Origin of the sequence: Actinomadura violacea (assembly GCF_017573465.1) — a bacterium.
GTDB classification, from domain to species: domain Bacteria; phylum Actinomycetota; class Actinomycetes; order Streptosporangiales; family Streptosporangiaceae; genus Spirillospora; species Spirillospora violacea.
In genome coordinates, this window is the sequence record NZ_JAGEPF010000002.1 from 22,467 (window position 1) to 39,197 (window position 16,731).

General features: G+C 74.3%; 21 protein-coding genes and 1 tRNA gene. 11 read left to right on the forward strand and 11 right to left on the reverse strand.

All coding sequences use genetic code 11. The features are described 5' to 3' along the window. Nucleotides 1–71 precede the first annotated feature (71 nt). The 3 genes from J4709_RS02370 to purU all read right to left on the reverse strand — a co-directional run bounded on the left by J4709_RS02370 (nt 72) and on the right by purU (nt 2,206). Complete coding sequence (locus J4709_RS02370; protein WP_208236374.1) at nt 72–623, reverse strand: hypothetical protein; 552 nt, start codon at nt 621–623, stop codon at nt 72–74. A 1-nt stretch (nt 624) separates the two neighbouring features. After that, the gene (locus tag J4709_RS02375) at nt 625–1,239 is read right to left on the reverse strand and encodes a DUF6286 domain-containing protein (protein ID WP_208236376.1); all 615 of its coding nucleotides are present in this window, start codon (nt 1,237–1,239) and stop codon (nt 625–627) included. A gap of 118 nt (nt 1,240–1,357) precedes the next feature. Beyond that, nucleotides 1,358–2,206: a formyltetrahydrofolate deformylase gene (gene purU, locus J4709_RS02380; protein WP_208236384.1), complete on the reverse strand. Its 849-nt coding sequence runs from the start codon at nt 2,204–2,206 to the stop codon at nt 1,358–1,360. A 215-nt stretch (nt 2,207–2,421) separates the two neighbouring features. Here purU and J4709_RS02385 point away from each other — a divergent pair, with 215 nt between their 5' ends. The 3 genes from J4709_RS02385 (at nt 2,422) to J4709_RS02395 (ending at nt 5,310) form a co-directional block, all read left to right on the forward strand. Further along, nucleotides 2,422–3,357, forward strand: coding sequence for a CE1 family esterase (locus tag J4709_RS02385; RefSeq protein ID WP_208236386.1), 936 nt, complete (start codon nt 2,422–2,424; stop codon nt 3,355–3,357). A 65-nt stretch (nt 3,358–3,422) separates the two neighbouring features. After that, a complete protein-coding gene (locus tag J4709_RS02390; protein WP_208236388.1) occupies nt 3,423–4,607 on the forward strand; it encodes an amino acid deaminase/aldolase in 1,185 nt (394 codons plus the stop codon). Between the two features lie 37 nt (nt 4,608–4,644). After that, complete coding sequence (locus tag J4709_RS02395; RefSeq protein WP_208236391.1) at nt 4,645–5,310, forward strand: SIMPL domain-containing protein; 666 nt, start codon at nt 4,645–4,647, stop codon at nt 5,308–5,310. Between the two features lie 64 nt (nt 5,311–5,374). Here J4709_RS02395 and J4709_RS02400 read toward each other — a convergent pair whose 3' ends face one another. After that, nucleotides 5,375–5,674 (reverse strand): DUF3618 domain-containing protein, encoded by a 300-nt coding sequence (locus J4709_RS02400; RefSeq protein ID WP_208236393.1) that lies wholly within the window; start codon nt 5,672–5,674, stop codon nt 5,375–5,377. 124 nt (nt 5,675–5,798) lie between these two features. Between J4709_RS02400 and bcp the strand changes: the two genes are divergently transcribed. Further along, nucleotides 5,799–6,323, forward strand: coding sequence for a thioredoxin-dependent thiol peroxidase (gene bcp, locus J4709_RS02405; RefSeq protein ID WP_208236395.1), 525 nt, complete (start codon nt 5,799–5,801; stop codon nt 6,321–6,323). A 41-nt stretch (nt 6,324–6,364) separates the two neighbouring features. On the opposite strand, the gene J4709_RS02410 is transcribed toward bcp, so the two are convergent. Both J4709_RS02410 and J4709_RS02415 read right to left on the reverse strand, forming a co-directional pair. After that, nucleotides 6,365–6,448: transfer RNA gene (locus J4709_RS02410), tRNA-Leu, on the reverse strand. 152 nt (nt 6,449–6,600) lie between these two features. Then, a complete protein-coding gene (locus J4709_RS02415) occupies nt 6,601–8,142 on the reverse strand; it encodes an MFS transporter (protein ID WP_208236397.1) in 1,542 nt (513 codons plus the stop codon). 74 nt (nt 8,143–8,216) lie between these two features. On the opposite strand from J4709_RS02415, the gene J4709_RS02420 reads away from it, so the two are divergent. The 5 genes from J4709_RS02420 to J4709_RS02440 all read left to right on the forward strand — a co-directional run bounded on the left by J4709_RS02420 (nt 8,217) and on the right by J4709_RS02440 (nt 12,289). Beyond that, nucleotides 8,217–8,912, forward strand: a complete 696-nt coding sequence (locus J4709_RS02420; RefSeq protein ID WP_232382879.1) for a TetR/AcrR family transcriptional regulator — start codon at nt 8,217–8,219, stop codon at nt 8,910–8,912. A gap of 126 nt (nt 8,913–9,038) precedes the next feature. Next, the gene (locus tag J4709_RS02425) at nt 9,039–10,019 is read left to right on the forward strand and encodes an anti-sigma factor RsbA family regulatory protein (protein ID WP_307800886.1); all 981 of its coding nucleotides are present in this window, start codon (nt 9,039–9,041) and stop codon (nt 10,017–10,019) included. A gap of 80 nt (nt 10,020–10,099) precedes the next feature. Beyond that, nucleotides 10,100–11,014 (forward strand): MEDS and STAS domain-containing protein, encoded by a 915-nt coding sequence (locus tag J4709_RS02430; protein WP_208236401.1) that lies wholly within the window; start codon nt 10,100–10,102, stop codon nt 11,012–11,014. Beyond that, nucleotides 11,014–11,961, forward strand: a complete 948-nt coding sequence (locus J4709_RS02435) for an anti-sigma factor RsbA family regulatory protein (protein ID WP_208236403.1) — start codon at nt 11,014–11,016, stop codon at nt 11,959–11,961. The genes J4709_RS02430 and J4709_RS02435 overlap by 1 nt, the downstream gene beginning before the upstream one ends. A gap of 4 nt (nt 11,962–11,965) precedes the next feature. Further along, nucleotides 11,966–12,289 (forward strand): STAS domain-containing protein, encoded by a 324-nt coding sequence (locus tag J4709_RS02440; protein WP_208236405.1) that lies wholly within the window; start codon nt 11,966–11,968, stop codon nt 12,287–12,289. Between the two features lie 31 nt (nt 12,290–12,320). Here J4709_RS02440 and J4709_RS02445 read toward each other — a convergent pair whose 3' ends face one another. The 5 genes from J4709_RS02445 to rph form a co-directional block, all read right to left on the reverse strand. Continuing rightward, entirely contained in the window at nt 12,321–12,818 is a 498-nt protein-coding gene (locus tag J4709_RS02445; RefSeq protein ID WP_208236406.1) for a hypothetical protein, read from the reverse strand. Continuing rightward, a complete protein-coding gene (locus J4709_RS02450; RefSeq protein ID WP_208236408.1) occupies nt 12,815–13,327 on the reverse strand; it encodes a SigE family RNA polymerase sigma factor in 513 nt (170 codons plus the stop codon). The genes J4709_RS02445 and J4709_RS02450 overlap by 4 nt, the downstream gene beginning before the upstream one ends. A 13-nt stretch (nt 13,328–13,340) precedes the next feature. Further along, the gene (locus tag J4709_RS54445) at nt 13,341–13,880 is read right to left on the reverse strand and encodes a hypothetical protein (RefSeq protein ID WP_208236410.1); all 540 of its coding nucleotides are present in this window, start codon (nt 13,878–13,880) and stop codon (nt 13,341–13,343) included. A 122-nt stretch (nt 13,881–14,002) separates the two neighbouring features. Continuing rightward, on the reverse strand, nt 14,003–14,638 hold the full coding sequence (rdgB, locus tag J4709_RS02460; protein ID WP_208236412.1) for an RdgB/HAM1 family non-canonical purine NTP pyrophosphatase: 636 nt from the start codon (nt 14,636–14,638) through the stop codon (nt 14,003–14,005). Then, nucleotides 14,635–15,369 (reverse strand): ribonuclease PH, encoded by a 735-nt coding sequence (gene rph, locus J4709_RS02465; protein ID WP_208236414.1) that lies wholly within the window; start codon nt 15,367–15,369, stop codon nt 14,635–14,637. Before rph ends, rdgB begins: the two co-directional genes overlap by 4 nt. A 92-nt stretch (nt 15,370–15,461) precedes the next feature. On the opposite strand from rph, the gene J4709_RS02470 reads away from it, so the two are divergent. Both J4709_RS02470 and J4709_RS02475 read left to right on the forward strand, forming a co-directional pair. Continuing rightward, nucleotides 15,462–15,971: a CYTH domain-containing protein gene (locus tag J4709_RS02470; protein WP_208236415.1), complete on the forward strand. Its 510-nt coding sequence runs from the start codon at nt 15,462–15,464 to the stop codon at nt 15,969–15,971. 27 nt (nt 15,972–15,998) lie between these two features. After that, the gene (locus J4709_RS02475; RefSeq protein ID WP_208236417.1) at nt 15,999–16,730 is read left to right on the forward strand and encodes a hypothetical protein; all 732 of its coding nucleotides are present in this window, start codon (nt 15,999–16,001) and stop codon (nt 16,728–16,730) included. Nucleotide 16,731: the final 1 nt, after the last annotated feature.

The window sequence follows — 16,731 nt, forward strand, 5'->3', positions numbered from 1 at the left end:
GCGACGGTTCAGGTCGCTGCGTGGCTGGGCCAAGGACACTTGCATGCGCCGGTTGGGCTTGAGAACGCTGGTCAGGCGGTTTCCGGGTGGGGGGTCCTGGGGCGTTTCTCGGGTTGCGGGAACGCCAGGCGGAAGCGGACTATCGCCTTCAGGTCGGGCATGCCCAGGGCGCGGCGGTAGCGCTCCACGGGGCCCGCGCCGAGCTCGCCGTAGACCTCGCTGAGCAGCGCGTCGCCGGCGCAGGTCACGTGCATGACGAGGCGGGGCCGGTTGACGGTGCCGGTGAGCCGGACCCGGACGTCCTGGACGTCCGGGAGCTCCTTGGCGGTCTTGACCAGGACGTCGGCGGCGGCGCGGGAGTGCGCGCGGGTCTGCGGGTCGAGGTCGGGCCACCGCAGGTGGACGACGGTGCGGCCCTGCACGACCAGCCACAGCTGGCCGGCGAGCGCGAGGATCTCCGCGATGCCGGCGGCGGCGGGCAGGAACCACGGGCTGCGCGCGGCGAAGTCCGTTACGGCGGGGTCGAGCGGCGGGTGCCCGGCGAGGCCGGTCGCGCTCAGGGCGAGCGCGGACGCGCCGCACAGCAGCAGCAGGGCGCCGGTCGCCGCGATCGGGATCCTCATGTCAGTCCTTCCGCCAGCGCAGCCGGACGTCCACCAGGGGACGGTGCATCGGCTCGATCCGCTCGAGGCGCGCCGTGACGGCGGCGTGCACCAGTTCCTCCAGGTTCGCCGGATTGCGGTAGTGGGTGACGGTCCGGACGACCAGCCGCCGGCGCAGCAGGCCGAGGCCGCGGGCGCGGGTGCGCTCGATGCCGGGGACGGTCAGTGCCGCGTCGGCGGCGGCGCGGCGCAGCGCGGAGCGGCGGACGACGCCCGCCAGGCGCGGGTCGGCGCCGTCCAGCGGGACGCCCCGCAGCCGCCCGGGCAGCGCGGCGAGCAGGAACAGCAGCCCGCAGCCTGCGGTCGCGGCGGCGGCCTCGCGGACGCCCGCGTCGCGCCACGGGTGATGCCGCAGGGCGTGCACGAGGGCGCCCATGCCGGGCACTGGGTGCACGCCGGAGTGCAGGGTCGCGGCGAGCAGTTCGATGGCGGCGATGCCGCCCGCGGCGGTGACCACCAGCGCGGCCGCCAGCCCGGCGAACGCGCGCCGCGGGCGGAACTCGCGGACGGCCAGGCGCCGCGCCTGCCGCCTGCTGCGCTCTTCCTCGATCAGGTCCTTGACCAGAGCCTCGGCCATAGCCACCCCCGTGAGCCACCGGCACGTCCGGACGATCTATCACTACCGATAGTGATGCATTATCACGTGGAGTGAAACACGCCATGCCGACATCTCACGCTTTCACCTGCGCGAACGGTCAGCGGAAGACGACGGTGCGGTCCCCGTTGAGCAGCACGCGGTGCTCGGCGTGCCAGCGGACGGCGCGGGCGAGCGCGAGGCATTCGACGTCGCGGCCGACCGCCACCAGCTCCTCGGGGCTGTGGGTATGGTCGACGCGGGCGACCTCCTGCTCGATGATCGGGCCCTCGTCGAGGTCGGCGGTGACGTAGTGGGCGGTGGCGCCGATGAGCTTGACGCCGCGCTCGTGCGCCCGGTGGTAGGGGCGGGCGCCCTTGAAGCTCGGCAGGAACGAGTGGTGGATGTTGATGATCGCGCCGGGGAGCTTGGCGCAGAAGTCGTCCGAGAGGATCTGCATGTAGCGGGCGAGGACGACGAGGTCGGCGCGGCAGTGCTCGACGAGCGCGAGGACCTCGGCCTCCTGCGCGGCCTTGCCGCCGGGGCCGGCCGGGAGGTGGTGGTAGTCGATGCCGTACGACTGGGTGAGCGGCCGCAGGTCGGGGTGGTTGGACGCGACGGCGACGACGTCGATGTCGAGGAGGCCGGACCGCTGCCGGTAGAGCAGGTCGTTCAGGCAGTGCCCGCCCTTGGACACCATGATGAGGACGCGGGGCCGCTCGGCGAGGTCGTGCAGCCGCCACTGCAGGCCGAGGTCGGGCGCGAGGGAGGCGAACGCGGCGCGCAGCCCGTCGGGGTCGGCGCCGGGCGGGGCGGCGAACTGCACCCGCATGAAGAAGGTGCCGGAGTCGGGGTCGCCGAACTGCTGGCTCTCGAGGATGTTGCAGCCGCGCCCTGCGAGGGCTCCGGAGACGGCGGCGACGATGCCCGGCCGGTCGGGGCACGACAGGGTCAGCACGTATTGGTCCACGTCTCGGTCTCACTCTCGGCGCGAAGCGGCAGCTCAGGGCCTCTTGCGGGGCGGGTGTACGAGCTTACGCGCCGGACGTGCGCGGGGCGGTCGTGCCGCGCCCGGCGGTCTCGGGGCTCGTGACGGCCGAGGTTCCGGCCGGGCCGGCGGGGCGCCGCCCGGATGGTCTACTCATGAGTAGTTTGAGGGGCGCCGTTGAGGTTACTTTTGCACGCATGCGCTGGATCCTCGTTGTCGCCGTGGCCCTGTCCCTCGTCCTCGCGGGCTGCACGGGCAAGGGCGGCGGAGGCGGGGGCGGGAAGGCGGGCGGACGTCCCGCGACCGTCGACGGGATCGCGACCTCCGCGGGCACCCACAAGGAGAAGATCGACGTGGGCACGCCCGGGCACCGCGAGTACCTGCTGCACGTCCCGGCCAAGGTCGCGGACGGCAAGTGGAAGGACGGCAGGCCGGCGGACAAGCCAGCGCTGGTCATCGCGCTGCACGGCGGCCTCGCCAACATGAACAAGATGGAGTCGCTGACCGGGTTCGACAAGATCTCCGATGACAAGGGGTTCGTCGTCGCCTACCCCGACGGGTTCATGACGACCTGGAACGCGGGGAGCTGCTGCGGCGCCGCGAAGATCGGGAACATCGACGACGTGGGGTTCCTGAGCAAGCTGATCGACAAGCTGACCGGCGCCGGGCTCGCCGACCCCGGCCGGGTGTTCGTCACCGGGTTCTCCAACGGCGCCGGCATGGCCTACAAGCTGGCCTGCGAGAAGGCGGACAAGGTGGCGGCGATCGGGGTGGTCGAGGGGTCGCTGGTCACCAAGTGCGACCCGGACCGCCCGGTGTCGGCGATGATCTTCCATGGGACGGCGGACGGGAACGTCCCGTTCAACGGCGGCGGGAACCGCGACTTCAATGACAAGCGGCCGTTCCCGCCCGTGTCGCAGGCGGTGGACTTCTGGCGGAAGGTCGCGAAGCTGCCGAAGCCGCGCGAGAAGGTGAAGGCGCTGGCCGGGAACACCGACTGCCAGGGGACGGGCAAGGGCGCGCAGGGCGTCGAGGTCACCTTCTGCAAGATCCAGGGCGGGACGCATGCGTGGCCGTCGGAGGCGAGTGCCATGCTGTGGAGGTTCTTCGACGCGCATCCGCGCAAGGGGTGACGCCGCACGCCGGACGGTATGTGAGATGTTTTCACATTTACCGTTATTGTGGCAGTGTGGCACACATGAACCTCCGGGACCGCTACGACGCCGCGACCGCCGGCCTTGAGGCGCCGTTCGCCGTCGTCGACCTCGCGGCCTTCCGCGCCAACGCCGCCGACCTGGTGCGCCGCGCCGCCGGCAAGCCCATCAGGATCGCCAGCAAGTCGGTGCGCTGCCGCGCCCTCCTGGAGGAGGCGCTCGCCATGGACGGCTTCGCCGGGCTCATGGCGTTCACCCTTCCCGAGGCGCTCTGGCTCGCCCGCGAGGGCGTCGGCGACGACATCCTCGTCGCCTACCCGACCGCCGACCGCGGCGCGATCGCCGAGCTGGCCGCCGACCCCGCCGCCGCCCGCGCGATCACCCTGATGGTCGACTGCGCCGAGCACCTCGACCTGATCGAGCAGGCCGCCGGCGACGCCCGGGTCCGCGTCTGCGTCGACATCGACGCCTCCTACCGGCCGCTCGGCGGCCGGGTCCGGATCGGCGCGCTGCGCTCGCCGCTGCGCACCCCCGCCGACGTCGCCGGGTTCGCCGAGCGCATCCTCAAGCGCCCCGGCCTGCACCTCGCCGGGCTGATGGCCTACGAGTCGCAGATCGCCGGCGTCGGCGACCTGCCGCCCGGCCGGCCCGCCCGCGGCCGCGTCATCCGCGCCATGCAGCAGCGGTCCCGGATGGAGCTGGCCCGGCGCCGCGCCGCGATCGTCCGCGCCGTCCGCGAGCTGACCGAGCTGGAGTTCGTCAACGGCGGCGGCACCGGCAGCGTGGAGAAGACCGCCGCCGAGCGCGCCGTCACCGAGATCGCCGCCGGGTCCGGGCTGTACCAGCCGCACCTGTTCGACTACTACTCCAACTTCACCGGACGGCCCGCCGCGCTGTTCGCGCTGCCCGTCGTCCGCCGCCCCGCCCCCGGCGTCGCGACCTGCCTCGGCGGCGGCTACCTCGCCTCCGGGCCCGCCGACGACGTCCGGCTCCCCCGCCCCTACCTGCCCGCCGGGCTGTCCTTCGACCCGAACGAGGGCGCCGGCGAGGTGCAGACGCCGCTGCTCGGGCACGCCGCCGACGAGCTGCGGATCGGCGACCGGGTCTGGTTCCGGCACACCAAGGCCGGCGAGCTGTGCGAGCGGTTCGCCGACCTGCACCTGATCGACGACGACCGGTTCGTCCGGACCGTCCCGACCTACCGGGGCGAGGGGAAGACCTTCCTCTAGGCGCGTGGCCCGCCCCGGCACCGGCTAGGTTGGCGGTATGAGCGACGCACCGTTGATCAGCGTCCGCGGCGAGGCGGTCCTGGAGGCCCAGCCGGAGATCGCCCGGCTGGCGGTGCACGTCCAGTCGCAGGAGCCGGACCGGCGCAGGGCGCTGGACCGGCTCACCGAGCGCAACCGCGCCGCGCTCGACCTGATCGCCTCCTACGGCGACGCGGTGGAGAAGACCGAGACCGGCGGGCTGACCATCACCCCGCTGGTGAAGTACCGGCGCCGCGAGGGCGACATCCGCGCCTACCAGGGCACCGTCCTGATCAACGTGACGGTCGCCGACTTCACCGTGCTCGGCGAGCTGGTCACCCGGCTCGCCGACCTCGAACGGGTCCGGGTGGACGGCCCCGTCTGGGACCTGCGCCGCGACAGCGACGTCCACCGCCGCGCCGCCGAGCAGGCCGCGCAGGAGGCCGTCGCGCGCGCCCGCCGGTACGCCGCGGCGCTCGGCGCCCGGCTCACCGGCCTGGTCGAGCTGTCCGACGAGGGCCTCGGACGCGACGAGGGCATGCCGCGGCCGGTCGCGCTGGCCGCGTACGCGGGCGCCCCCGGCGACGCGGGCGAGCCCGAGGCGATCGACCTGGAGCCGGAGGTGCAGATCGTCCGCGCCGCCGTCGAGGCCCGCTTCACCGCGACCGCCCCCGACCTCGGCTGAACGGGCCCGGAGAACGCGAAGGCGCCGGCCGCGGGTCGCGGTCCGGCGCCTTCACAGGGTGGTCTCAGCGGCGCTTGCGCTTGCGGCGCCACAGGGCGAGGGCGGTCAGCGTGACCGCCGCCGCGGCGCCCGCGTAGACGATCCGCTTGTCGAGCCGGCCGGGCTCGCCGTCCTCGCCCTCGGGCCGCACGATCGCGTTCACGGCCTGGACGAGCTGCCCGGCCTCCTCCTTGATCCGCTCACCGCCCTTGTGCGCGAGGTTCCTCGGGTTGACCCGCTCGGCCAGCTCGTCGATCGTGCGCGCGAGTTCCAGGCGGGTGCGCTCGATCTCCCGCTCCAGCGCCTCCGGGTCGCGGTCAGCCATGCCGTTGTCCTTGTCGTGTCGGGCGAAGCATGATCCGAACAGTGTTGCAGGTCTTCCCGCCGGACGCCCGCCGGACCCCGGGCGGTACCGTTGGACCCATCATCCGAGCGAAAGGCGGCACAGGGTGTCAGAACCTTCCGAGGGGGGACGACCCCCCGCGCCCCCCGGCCCGACTCCGTCGGGGTCCGTACGGCTGCAGCCGGGCGACGTCGCCCCCGATTTCGAGCTCCCGGACGCCGACGCGTCCCCGGTCTCGCTGGCCTCGTTCCGCGGGAAGCGGGTGATCCTCTACTTCTACCCCGCGGCCATGACCCCAGGCTGCACCAAGGAGTCGGTCGACTTCGAGGCCATCCTGCCCGAGCTGGACGCGGAGGGCGTCGCCGTCGTCGGCGTCTCCCCCGACAAGCCCGCCAAGCTCGCGAAGTTCCGCGAGAAGGAGGGCCTGACCTTCCCGCTGCTGTCGGACCCGGACGCCGAGGTCCTGCAGGCGTACGGCGCCTACGGGGAGAAGAAGCTGTACGGCAAGGTGGTCGTCGGCGTGATCCGCTCGACGTTCGTCATCGACGCCGACGGCAAGGTCGAGAAGGCCTACTACAACGTGAAGGCCACCGGCCACGTCGAGCGGCTGCGCCGCGACCTCTCGGCCTGACCCCCGGACGCGGCGGGCCGGGCCGGGCCGCCGCGGAAGGGTGCGGGCGGGGGGACTCGAACCCCCACGGTGTCTCCACCAACAGGACCTAAACCTGCCGCGTATGCCTACTTCGCCACGCCCGCCGGTGCTCCGTGCAGGAGCGCGTTCAGCTTAGCGTCCCGGCTGGTCGGCACGGCACGATATATACGCCGACGGGCGAGCCGTCCGGAAACGCGGAACGGGCCCCCGTCTCAGGGCGGGGGCCCGTGCTCGCCTGGTTCGCGGAAGCGTGCGGTCAATTGGCCGGCTCCGCCGCCCGGGCGGCGTCCCGACCGGTGTGCGGCTCCTCGGCCGCCGTGGCGGGACGGCGGTAGAGGGCGCCGACGACCACGGCGGTGACGGCGAGGACGACCGCGGCGGACAGCAGCGCGGTGTGCAGGCCGTCCGCGAACGCCGCCTGCGCCTGCCGCATCACCTGCGGGCCCGCGTGCGCCGCCATCGCGAGGGACGTCCTGGCGTGCTCGGCGACCGGCCCCGGCAGCCCGGTGGTGTCGAGGTTCGCCCGGTAGCCGGACTGCAGGACGCTGCCGAGCACCGCGATGCCGAGGGCGCCGCCGAGCTCGCGGGCCAGGTCGTTCACCGCCGACCCGACGCCCTGCTTCTCGGGCGGGAGCGCGTCGGTGATGGACGCGGTGGCGGGCGTCATGGCGAGCCCCATCCCGGCGCCGAGCGGGATGATGCCGCCCAGCATCACCCAGTAGCTGCTGCCCGTGTCCAGCAGGGACAGCACCAGCAGGCCGACACCGACGAGGATGAGCCCGGCGACGATGACGCGGCGCGGCCCGACCTTGGCGGCGGCGCGGGGCGCGATGCCGCGTGCGGACGGCATCATCGCGGCGGCCATCGGCAGCATGCTCACGGCGGCGAGCAGCGGGCCGCGGTCCTTCACGAGCTGCAGGTACTGCAGGACGATGAAGACGAACCCGAAGAACGCGAAGAACTGCACGGTGATCGACAGGGTGCCGGCGGCGAACGCGCGGTGCCGGAAGAGCCGGGGGTCGAGCAGCGGGTTGGGCCTCCGCAGTTCCCAGCCGACGAACCCGGCGAGCACGACGACCGCGGCGGCGAGGCCGATGAGCGTGCGGGCGCTCGTCCAGCCCTCGGTGGGCGCCTCGATGACGGAGTAGACGCCGGCGCCGAGCCCGAGCACGGTGATGAGCGCGCCGGTGAGGTCGAGCTTGGGCGCGTCCGGGTCGGCGGACTCGGGGACGACCGCGAGGGTCGCGGCGAGCGCGACGGCGGCGAGCACGATGTTCAGCAGGAACACCGACCGCCACGACCACTGCTCCAGCAGGCTCCCCGACACCAGCAGCCCGAAGATCGCGCTGGCGCCGGCGACGCCGGCCCAGGCGCCGACGGCGCGGGTCCGCTGCCGCGCCGGGAACGTCGAGGTGATCGTGGACAGGGTCGCGGGCATGACCAGCGCCGCGCCGGCGCCGAGGACGCCGCGCATCGCGATCAGCCACCCGGGGTCGCTGGCGAACATCGCCGCGGCCGACCCGGCGCCGAAGACCACGAGCCCGGCGGCGAGCGCGCGGCGCCGCCCGTAGCGGTCGCCGATCGCGCCGCCGAGGAGCAGCAGCGCCGCGAACACCAGCGCGTAGGCGTCGATGATCCAGGAGAGCTGGGTCTGGGTGGCGCGGGTGTCGCGGGCGATGGACGGGATCGCGGTGTTGAGGGACGCGACCGCCGACACGACGGTGGCGAGGGCGAGCATGACGGCCGGCAGCACGGCCCGGTGGACCTGCTCTCCGGGCGCCGTTGCGGTGGTGGCCATCGGAGCCTCCAGGTGACGGGATCTCTTCGCGGTGACACCTCGAATGTGACGCCCGCCCGGACTACATTTCAACCATGATGAATAAATCCGGGGGCCCGCCCGCGGACGCGCCGGCCGCCGCGGGCACGGGCGCCGCGTCCGGGCGGGCGTCGCGCGGGCGGCGGCGCGGCAGCCCCGACACCCGCGCGCAGATCCTCGACATCGCGCGCACCCGGTTCCTCGCCGACGGGTACGGCAAGGTGACGCTGCGCTCCATCGCCGCCGAGGCCGACGTGGACGCCGCGCTGATCAGCTACTTCTTCGGCTCGAAGAAGGGCCTGTTCGGCGCCGTCCTCGGGCTGCTGGCCAACCCGCCGGACGTGCTGGCCGCCGCGCTCCCCGGCGACCCCGCCACGCTGCCCGAACGCGTCCTGGCCGCGATGCTGGCGACCTGGGACGACCCCGAGCGCGGCGGCCCGCTGATCCTGATGGTGCGCGCCGCGACGCAGGACGCCGAGCTCACCCGGCTGCTGCGCGACGTCGTCGGCCGCGAGATGATCGACCGCATCGCCGAGCACGTCGGCGGGCCCGACGCCCGGCACCGCGCCGCCGCGTGCAGCGCCCAGCTCGCCGGCGTCATCTTCGGCCGCTACGTCCTGGCCGTCGAACCGCTGGCGTCCATGACGGCCGATGAATTAATCGCCGCGATGGCCCCGGGCATGCGCGCCGTCCTCTACCGCCGCACCCGCCCGGACCGCCGCACCCGCCCGGCATCTCGTCGCACTATGTGAAAAACCCGTCGGGGTAATTAGTGAACGGATCGGCGCACGATGGGGAAGGCGACCTACCCTTGTCAGGTCTGCCGGCGCCGCGGCAGGCCGAGAACGCCGGCATCGAAGACGCGACCTGGGGCCGCCGTGAGCGAATCCTTCACCCATTGCGTCCTGCCGTACGACAGGGTCGACGACCTGCTCGACGGGGCCCTGCCGTTCCTGCGGGACGGCGCCGAGGCCGGCGACCGCGTCATCGCCCTCTGCGGGATCGCCCGCGAGATGCTGCTGCGCGACGCCCTCGGCGCCGAGGCCGCGTCCGTCGAGTTCGTCGAGCCGGCGGCCTGGTACTCCCACCCCGCCCGCACCCTCGCCGACTGCCTGAGCGACGCCGACGACACCGCCTGGCGCGGCCGGCGGCTCCGCCTCCTCGGCGAGCCGGTCGTGTGGGCGTCGCGGCCGCCGCTGGAGGTGCTGGAGTGGCAGCGGGTCGAGGCGATGCTGAACATCGCCTTCCGCGGCACCGGCGCCGCCATCATGTGCCCCTACTCCTCGTCGCTGCCCGCCGGCGTGGTCGCGGCCGGGCGCCGCACCCACCCCGAGACGGTGCGCGGCGCGCGGTCCATCGCCAACCCCCTCTACATGGACCCGTGGGCCTACAGCGCCAAGTGCGACGGCGAGCCCCTGCCCCCGCCGCCCGCCGACGCCGACGAGCTGGACGTCGTCCGCCCCGACCTGTACTGGCTGCGCGCCTACGTCACCGAGTACGCGCACCGCACCCCGCTGCCCGACGAGGACCTGCAGCGGCTGCTCGTCGCGGTCACCGAGGTCGTCACGAACGCGCTGCGGCACGGCGCGCCGCCGATCGTGCTGCGGATGTGGACCGAGGCGTCCGGCGCCGACCCGGCGCTGGTCTGCGAGGTCACCGACCAGGGCAGCTGGGACCCGCGCGCCGGCCACGGGCTCGTCCCGCCCCGCCCGTCCGGCACCGCGACCGGCGGCCGGTTCGGGCTGTGGGCGGTGCGGCTGCTCTGCTCCATCGTCCAGATCCGCACCGGACCGGGCGGCAGCACCGTCCGGCTGCGGCTCCGCCTGCCCGCCGTACCGGCCGCGATGAACGGAGTGTGAGGAACTCGATGCGTTGGGCTTCCGAGAACCTCCATGAGGCGTACGCTGAACGAATCCGAACCGACCTCGATGGGCAGGCCATGGAGACACCCTGGTTCGCCAAGCGACCCGTCAAAGACATCCGGCCAGGCGATCACAGCTGGCTGGCCTACAGCGGTCCCGAGGAGCGCGACAGCGTCATCGGCCCCTTCGTCCGGGAGGGGCTCGACACCAACGAGAAGGTCGTCTACGTGACCGACGCCCCGGCCGAGCTGCTGCCCGGCCTCGGCGCGCGGCACCGCGTGGACGTGGAGGCCCTCGGCAGGACGGGCCAGCTGCGGATCATCTCCCGCCGGGACGCCTGCCTCGACCGGCGGGGCGGCTTCGCGCCGGGCAAGATGCTGGAGACGATCGGCCGGGAGGTGGACGCGGCGTTCGGCCAGGGCTTCCGGGCCGCCCGGTTCACCACCGACTACAGCCGCCTGATCAGCGCGCCGGGCCGCTCCGACCTCGCCGAGATGCTCGGCTGCGAGGACGGGGTCGGCAACGCGGTGTCGCCCAGCACGATGGCGATGGCGATCTGCCAGATCGACCGGCGCGCCTGCCCGCCCGACGAGCTCGCCGCCCTGCGCGACACGCATGAGGTGCTCGTGGAAGTGAACCCCGAATTCGACGACGGGATCCTGAAGATCAGCCGCACGTTCGAGCCGAACGGGCTGCGGGTCGAGGGCGAGCTGGACGCCGCCCGGCACCAGGTGTTCGCCGAGCAGCTGGCCCAGGTGTGCCTGGCCCGGCGGCGCGTCCACCTCGACTTCACCGACCTCGGCTTCATCGACCTCGGCGGGCTGAACCTGCTGGCGCAGCAGGCGACCGTGCTGCCGGCCGACGAGGCGCTGGTCCTGGACCACCTGCCGCCCGACGTGGAGAACGTCATCGAGATGGTCGGCTGGCACCGGCTGCCCGGTCTCGAGCGCGGCCGGGAACGCGCGTTCACCGAGACGGAAGGCATCGCCTGATGAGCGTGGAGGACGGGGCGCCGAAGCGCAGGCCGCTGGAGCACAGGGCGTTCGTGTACGGCGGGATGGACCATTTCCTGGCGGTGACCGAGCCGTTCCTGCGGTCCGGGCTGGAGGCGGGCGAGGCCGTTGTCGCGGTCGCCCGCCGGGCCAACCTGTCGGCGCTGCACGACCTGTTCGGCGACGGCGCCGGGATCGAGTGGGTGGACGCGGCCGGGTTCTACCGGCATCCCGTCCGGACCCTGCGCGACTACCAGGCCCTGGTGAACGACTTCGCGCCGCGCCCCGTGTGCGCGCTGGCCGAGCCGGTGTGGACGGGCTGGGACGAGCGGCAGACGCTGGAGTGGATCCGCTACGAGTCGCTGATCAACGAGGTGTTCAAGGAGTCCGGGGCGCGCGCGCTGTGCCCCTACGACAGCGAGACGCTGCCGCCGCGGATCGTCGACGAGGCGCGGCGCACCCACCCGATGGTGGTGACCGACGGGCCCCCCCTGGCCAGCGACGCCTACGTCGCGCCGGCGGCGTTCGGCGCGAACTGCGACCGGCACCGCCGCTTCACCCGCCCCGACGACGCCGAGTACTTCGCGGTCGACGACGCCGACCTGCACGCGCTGCGCTCGTTCGTCGCCGAGCGGGCGCTGCTGCACGGCCTCGCCCAGCGGCCCGCGCAGAACCTCGTCACCGCGGTGAACGAGGTCGCGGCGAACGCGGTGCAGCACGGCCTGCCGCCCGTCGGGATGTGGATCTGGCGGGACGGCCCGGAGCTGCTCTGCGAGATCGGCGACAACGGGCTGTGGCGCCCCGCGCCGGACGCCCTCACCGGCTTCATCCCGCCCCGCTCGGCGCTGCAGCGCGGCTTCGGGCTGTGGACGGTGCGGCTGCTGGTCGACCTGGTGGAGCTGCGCGCCGGCTGGGACGGCACGTTCGTCCGGCTGCACATCAGGTAGCCCGGTGGAACCGCTGAGGATCGTCCGCACGGACGAGCCCGCCGGTCTGGCGCTGATCGGCGAGCTGGACGCCGCCCGGCACGCCGTGCTCGCCCGCGCGCTGGAGACCGCGCTGGCCGAGCTGCCGCCCGACCGCGAGTTCCACCTCGACCTCGGCGGGCTCGACTTCATCGACCTCGGCGGGATCGCGCTGCTCGGCGACGCGGCGTGGAGCCGCGCGTGCGGCGCGCCCGTCGTCCTGGACCGGACGCCGCCGGACATGCGCGCCGTCCTGGAGACGGTCGGCTGGGGCACCCTCCCCGGCCTCTGCTTCGGCGACCCCGCCTGATCCGTCCGCCGGCGGGGCCGCCGTCACTGCGTCAGCTCGGCGTCGGGGACACGGCGGCCGGCGGCCGGCCGCCCGGGACCGGCGAGGTCGTCGGCCTCGGGGCCTTGCCGCCCGGCATCGGCGTGGCGGTCCCCGGCATGCGCGTGGTGCGCGACGGCTCGGGCGTGCTCCGGCCGGGCGGGGTGACGCGTCCTCCGGTTCCGCGCGTCGGCGCGGGCGACGGGCGGGCCGTCGGCGGTTCCGTCGGCAGCTCCGGCCCCGGGACGGACGGGGAGGCGGGCGGTCCCATCGGCCGCGGCGTCGCGGGCCGCCCGCCGCCCGGCCACAGGAACATCGCGATCGTCACCAGCACCGCCGCGGTCACCGCCGCCGCGAGCGCCGGGAACGCCCACCGCCAGCGGCTGCGCGGTTCCGGCACCGCGGAGCGGCCCGCGTCCTGGAACCTGCGGACCGTGCCCGGGTCCGCGGTGACGTGGTCGGCGGCCGCCCGGTAGTGGTCGCGCAGCAGGGCTTCGAGCTCGTCGTTCACGCCCGGCCCTCCTTCATGTGCTCCCGCAGCGCCGCCATGGCCCGCGCGGTGTGGCTCTTCACCGTCCCCCGGGAGATCCCGAGGGTGTCGGCGATCTCCTGTTCCCCGAGGTCGCACCAGTAGCGCAGCACGACCACCGCGCGCTGCTTGGCGGGCAGCGCGCGGAGCACCTCGTCCAGGTCTCCCCCGGCGACCCCCGCGGCCGGGGGCGGCCCGGCGAGGCGCTCCACGTCCGCCACCGTCCCGACCGGAGTGTCGCGGCGGCGCGCCCGCCGCCTGTTCTCGTCGATGGCGAGGTTGACCAGCACCCGGCGGGCGTACGCCTCCGGGTTGCCGCCCGACACCCGCTTCCACTTCCGGGCGACCCGCTCGTAGGCGACCTGCAGCAGGTCCTCGGCGAGGTGCCGGTCGTAGACGAGGAACACGGCGGTGCGCAGCAGCCGGCCCGCGGTGGCGGTCACGAACTCGTCGAACGTGATCTCCGCCCCGCGGATCTCCTGGGCGCTCATGGTGGACAGGCGGCTACCTCCGGGGCGGCGAGGGGACGGGCGACGGCTTCACCGGCGGCTCGGACGGCACCGGCCGCGGGATCTTCGCGCCGGGCGGCATCGGCCGCGGCGACGCCGTCCTGGACGGGACCGGGACGCCCGGCCGCGAACCGCAGTGCGTCGGCGACGGCACCGGCCGCGCCTTCGACGGGGACGGCACCGGCCGCGCCTTGGTCGGGGACACCGTTGGGCGCGGCGTCACGACCTTCCCGCCCGGCGGCACCGGACGCGGCGACACGACCTTCCCGCCGGGCGGGGAGGCCGGCCGCGCCTTCTTCGGCGGCGCCGGCTCCGGGGTGCGGGTGGACGGCCGCGCCGACGCGCACGGCCGCGCGGGCGGCACCGGGGCCGGGCTCGCGGTGGGCGCCAGCGCGTTCCGCTCCGCCACCGGCCTGACCTGCGGTGACGAGCCGGAGTCGGCCGACGCCCAGATCCCGGCGGCGAGCGCGCCCGCGCCGGCCACGCCGGCCAGCGCGAGCAGCGGCCCGCGGCGGATGCGACCCTTGTCGATCATGTTGCTCCTCGAGGGGACGGTGTCCGTACACCCTTGAGAACCCCCGCCGGGGACGATCAGGTTGTCATCGGGCCGGAGAAATTTCCCGGCGGCGTCGACCGGCGCGGACGAACCGTCCCGATCTAGAGGCGGCCGGCGGCGGCGAGCGCGTCGGGCAGCAGCCCGGCCAGCGCGCGGAACGCCTTGCCGCGGTGGCTGATCGCGTCCTTCTCCTCCGGCGCCATCTCCGCGGTGGTGCGGGTCTCGCCGTCCGGCAGGAAGACCGGGTCGTAGCCGAAGCCGCCGGTGCCGCGCGGGTCCCGGACGATGGTGCCGCGCATCCGGCCCTCGACGGTGTGCTCGACGGCGCTGCGGTCGCCGTTCGCCGGGACGACCAGCGCCGCCGCGCACACGAACGCGGCGCCGCGCAGGCCGTCGCGGACGTCGGCGAGCTGGTCGAGGACGAGCCGCAGGTTCGCGCCGTCCTTGTCGCCGGTGGCGTCGCCGAACCGTCCGGACCAGCGGGCCGACAGCACGCCCGGCATGCCGTTCAGCGCGTCGACGCACAGGCCGGAGTCGTCGGCGACGGCGGGCAGGCCGGTGTGCGCGGCGATCGCGCGGGCCTTCAGCAGCGCGTTGCCCTCGAACGTCGGCTCGGTCTCGGGCACCTCGGGGGCGTCCGGGAACTCCGCGAGGCCCGCCACGTCGATGCCGTCGAGGATCCGCTCCAGCTCGACGATCTTGCCCGCGTTGCGGGTCGCCAGCACGATCCTCGTCACGGGGCCAGCTTCTCCTTGCCCAGCGCCTCGTCCTGCAGCCGGGTCAGGTCGGCGCAGCCGCCCGCGGCGAGGTCGAGCAGCGCGTCCAGCTCGGCGCGGTCGAAGGGGGCGCCCTCGGCGGTGCCCTGCACCTCGACGAACCTGCCGTCGCCGGTGCACACCACGTTCATGTCGGTGCCGGCGGCGGAGTCCTCCTCGTAGCACAGGTCGAGCCGGGCCTCGCCCGCGACGACGCCGACGCTGACCGCGGAGACCGAGGTGACCAGCGGGTTCCCGCGCAGCATCTTGCGCTCGCGCATCCACGACACCGCGTCGGCGAGCGCGACGTACGCGCCGGTGATCGCGGCGGTGCGGGTGCCGCCGTCGGCCTGCAGCACGTCGCAGTCGAGCTGGACGGTGTTCTCGCCGAGCGCCTTGAAGTCCAGGCAGGCCCGGACGGACCGGCCGATCAGCCGGGAGATCTCGTGCGTGCGGCCGCCGACCCGGCCCTTGATGGACTCGCGGTCGTTGCGGGTGTTGGTGGCGCGCGGCAGCATCGCGTACTCGGCGGTGACCCAGCCGAGCCCGGAGTCGCGGCGCCAGCGCGGCACCGAGTCCTGCACGGACGCCGCGCACAGCACGCGGGTGCGGCCGAACTCGACGAGCACCGACCCCTCCGCGTGGTCGAGCCAGCCGCGCTGGATGCGGACGGGCCGGAGCTGGTCGGGTGCGCGATCATCGGGGCGTGCCATGCGCACCACCCTAGTGCCCGCCCGCGGTCACACGTATCTCACCGCATGTTGACACCCGACCCCCGATGGGTTGGTCTGGGAGAAGATCCCCGGTGAGTGAGCGGCGTGGACTGATGCCCATAGAGATCGAACGAAAGTTCCTGCTCGGCGAGACGCCCGACTGGTCGCATCCGGTGCTGGCGGGGGCCGACGTCATCGAGTACGAGCAGGTCTACCTGAGGGTGGCGGGCGGCGAGCAGGTCCGGATCCGCCGCGGCGTCCGGGACGGCCGCGCCGACCACCGGCTGGCGCGGCTGCGCCGGCTGTCGGACGGGGTGCGGGAGGTCGAGGAGAGCGCGCTGGACGCGGCGGAGTACGCGCGGCTGCGCGCGGACCGGGACCCCCGGCGCGAGGTCGTCGCCAAGGTCCGGCGCTGCTTCCGCTGGGACGGCCTGCTGTTCGAGCTGGACGACATCCGGCGGCCCGCGGCGCGCGCCTGCCATCTGCTGGAGCTCCAGGTCGCCAGCCTGGAGGAGCCGTACACCCTGCCCGACTTCCTCGTCATCGACCGCGAGGTGACCACGGAACCCGCGTTCTCCAACGCCGCGATCGCGCTCGGCTGACCCGTGGCCTCGTTCCCGGGAGGCGCCATGACGCTCGGTGAGCTGTCGAGCCGGCTGTCGGCGGCACTCGGGCCCGCCGGCACCGGCACCGGCACCGGCACGGGCGCGGACCGGCTGCGCGCCGCGCTGGCGCCGTTCGCCGCGCCGCGCGCCACCCGCCGGCTGCTGTGCGCCGCGCTGGGCGACGAGCGGTGGATGGCGGAGATGCTGGCCGCCTCGTACCGGCACCCGAACGGCTTCGACAAGCTCGTCCTGCTGGCGGACGCCGGGTGCCAGCTGCGGCTGCACGTCTGGCGGGACAACGTGCGCGAGACGCGGGTCGAGAACGTCCACAACCACCGCTGGGACTTCTCCTCGGTGCTCCTCCTCGGCGGCTACCGGTTCCAGGAGTTCGTCCCCGACCCGGACGGCCCGGACTTCCACACCTACGGGTACGCCTCGGAGCGCGGGGCGGCGGAGTACTCGCTGGAGCCGCTCGGGCCGCGCGGCCTCACCTGCTCCTTCGACGCCCACCTGGGACCGGGGACGTCGTACACGCTGGCGTCGGACGTGCTTCACCGCGTGTCGAACGTCCCCGGGCGGCTCACGGTGAGCCTGGTGCTCCAGGGGCCGCACCAGGCGGGGACGCCGGTCCTGGTGTTCGCCGAGGACCGGCTCGAAGCGGGCGAGGAACTGCACCGGGCGGGGTTCTCCGACGGCTCGCTGCGGCGGTTGCTCGAGCAGCTCGTCGACGAGCTGGCGGTCCCGCTGCCCGCCTGAG

Coding starts and splice junctions, on each gene's coding strand:
- J4709_RS02370 (WP_208236374.1), bottom strand. CDS start 623: ATGAGGATCCCGATCGCGGCGACCGGCGCCCTGCTGCTGCTGTGCGGC.
- J4709_RS02375 (WP_208236376.1), bottom strand. CDS start 1,239: ATGGCCGAGGCTCTGGTCAAGGACCTGATCGAGGAAGAGCGCAGCAGG.
- J4709_RS02385 (WP_208236386.1), top strand. CDS start 2,422: ATGCGCTGGATCCTCGTTGTCGCCGTGGCCCTGTCCCTCGTCCTCGCG.
- J4709_RS02390 (WP_208236388.1), top strand. CDS start 3,423: ATGAACCTCCGGGACCGCTACGACGCCGCGACCGCCGGCCTTGAGGCG.
- J4709_RS02395 (WP_208236391.1), top strand. CDS start 4,645: ATGAGCGACGCACCGTTGATCAGCGTCCGCGGCGAGGCGGTCCTGGAG.
- J4709_RS02400 (WP_208236393.1), bottom strand. CDS start 5,674: ATGGCTGACCGCGACCCGGAGGCGCTGGAGCGGGAGATCGAGCGCACC.
- J4709_RS02415 (WP_208236397.1), bottom strand. CDS start 8,142: ATGGCCACCACCGCAACGGCGCCCGGAGAGCAGGTCCACCGGGCCGTG.
- J4709_RS02420 (WP_232382879.1), top strand. CDS start 8,217: ATGATGAATAAATCCGGGGGCCCGCCCGCGGACGCGCCGGCCGCCGCG.
- J4709_RS02430 (WP_208236401.1), top strand. CDS start 10,100: ATGGAGACACCCTGGTTCGCCAAGCGACCCGTCAAAGACATCCGGCCA.
- J4709_RS02435 (WP_208236403.1), top strand. CDS start 11,014: ATGAGCGTGGAGGACGGGGCGCCGAAGCGCAGGCCGCTGGAGCACAGG.
- J4709_RS02450 (WP_208236408.1), bottom strand. CDS start 13,327: ATGAGCGCCCAGGAGATCCGCGGGGCGGAGATCACGTTCGACGAGTTC.
- J4709_RS54445 (WP_208236410.1), bottom strand. CDS start 13,880: ATGATCGACAAGGGTCGCATCCGCCGCGGGCCGCTGCTCGCGCTGGCC.
- rph (WP_208236414.1), bottom strand. CDS start 15,369: ATGGCACGCCCCGATGATCGCGCACCCGACCAGCTCCGGCCCGTCCGC.
- J4709_RS02475 (WP_208236417.1), top strand. CDS start 15,999: ATGACGCTCGGTGAGCTGTCGAGCCGGCTGTCGGCGGCACTCGGGCCC.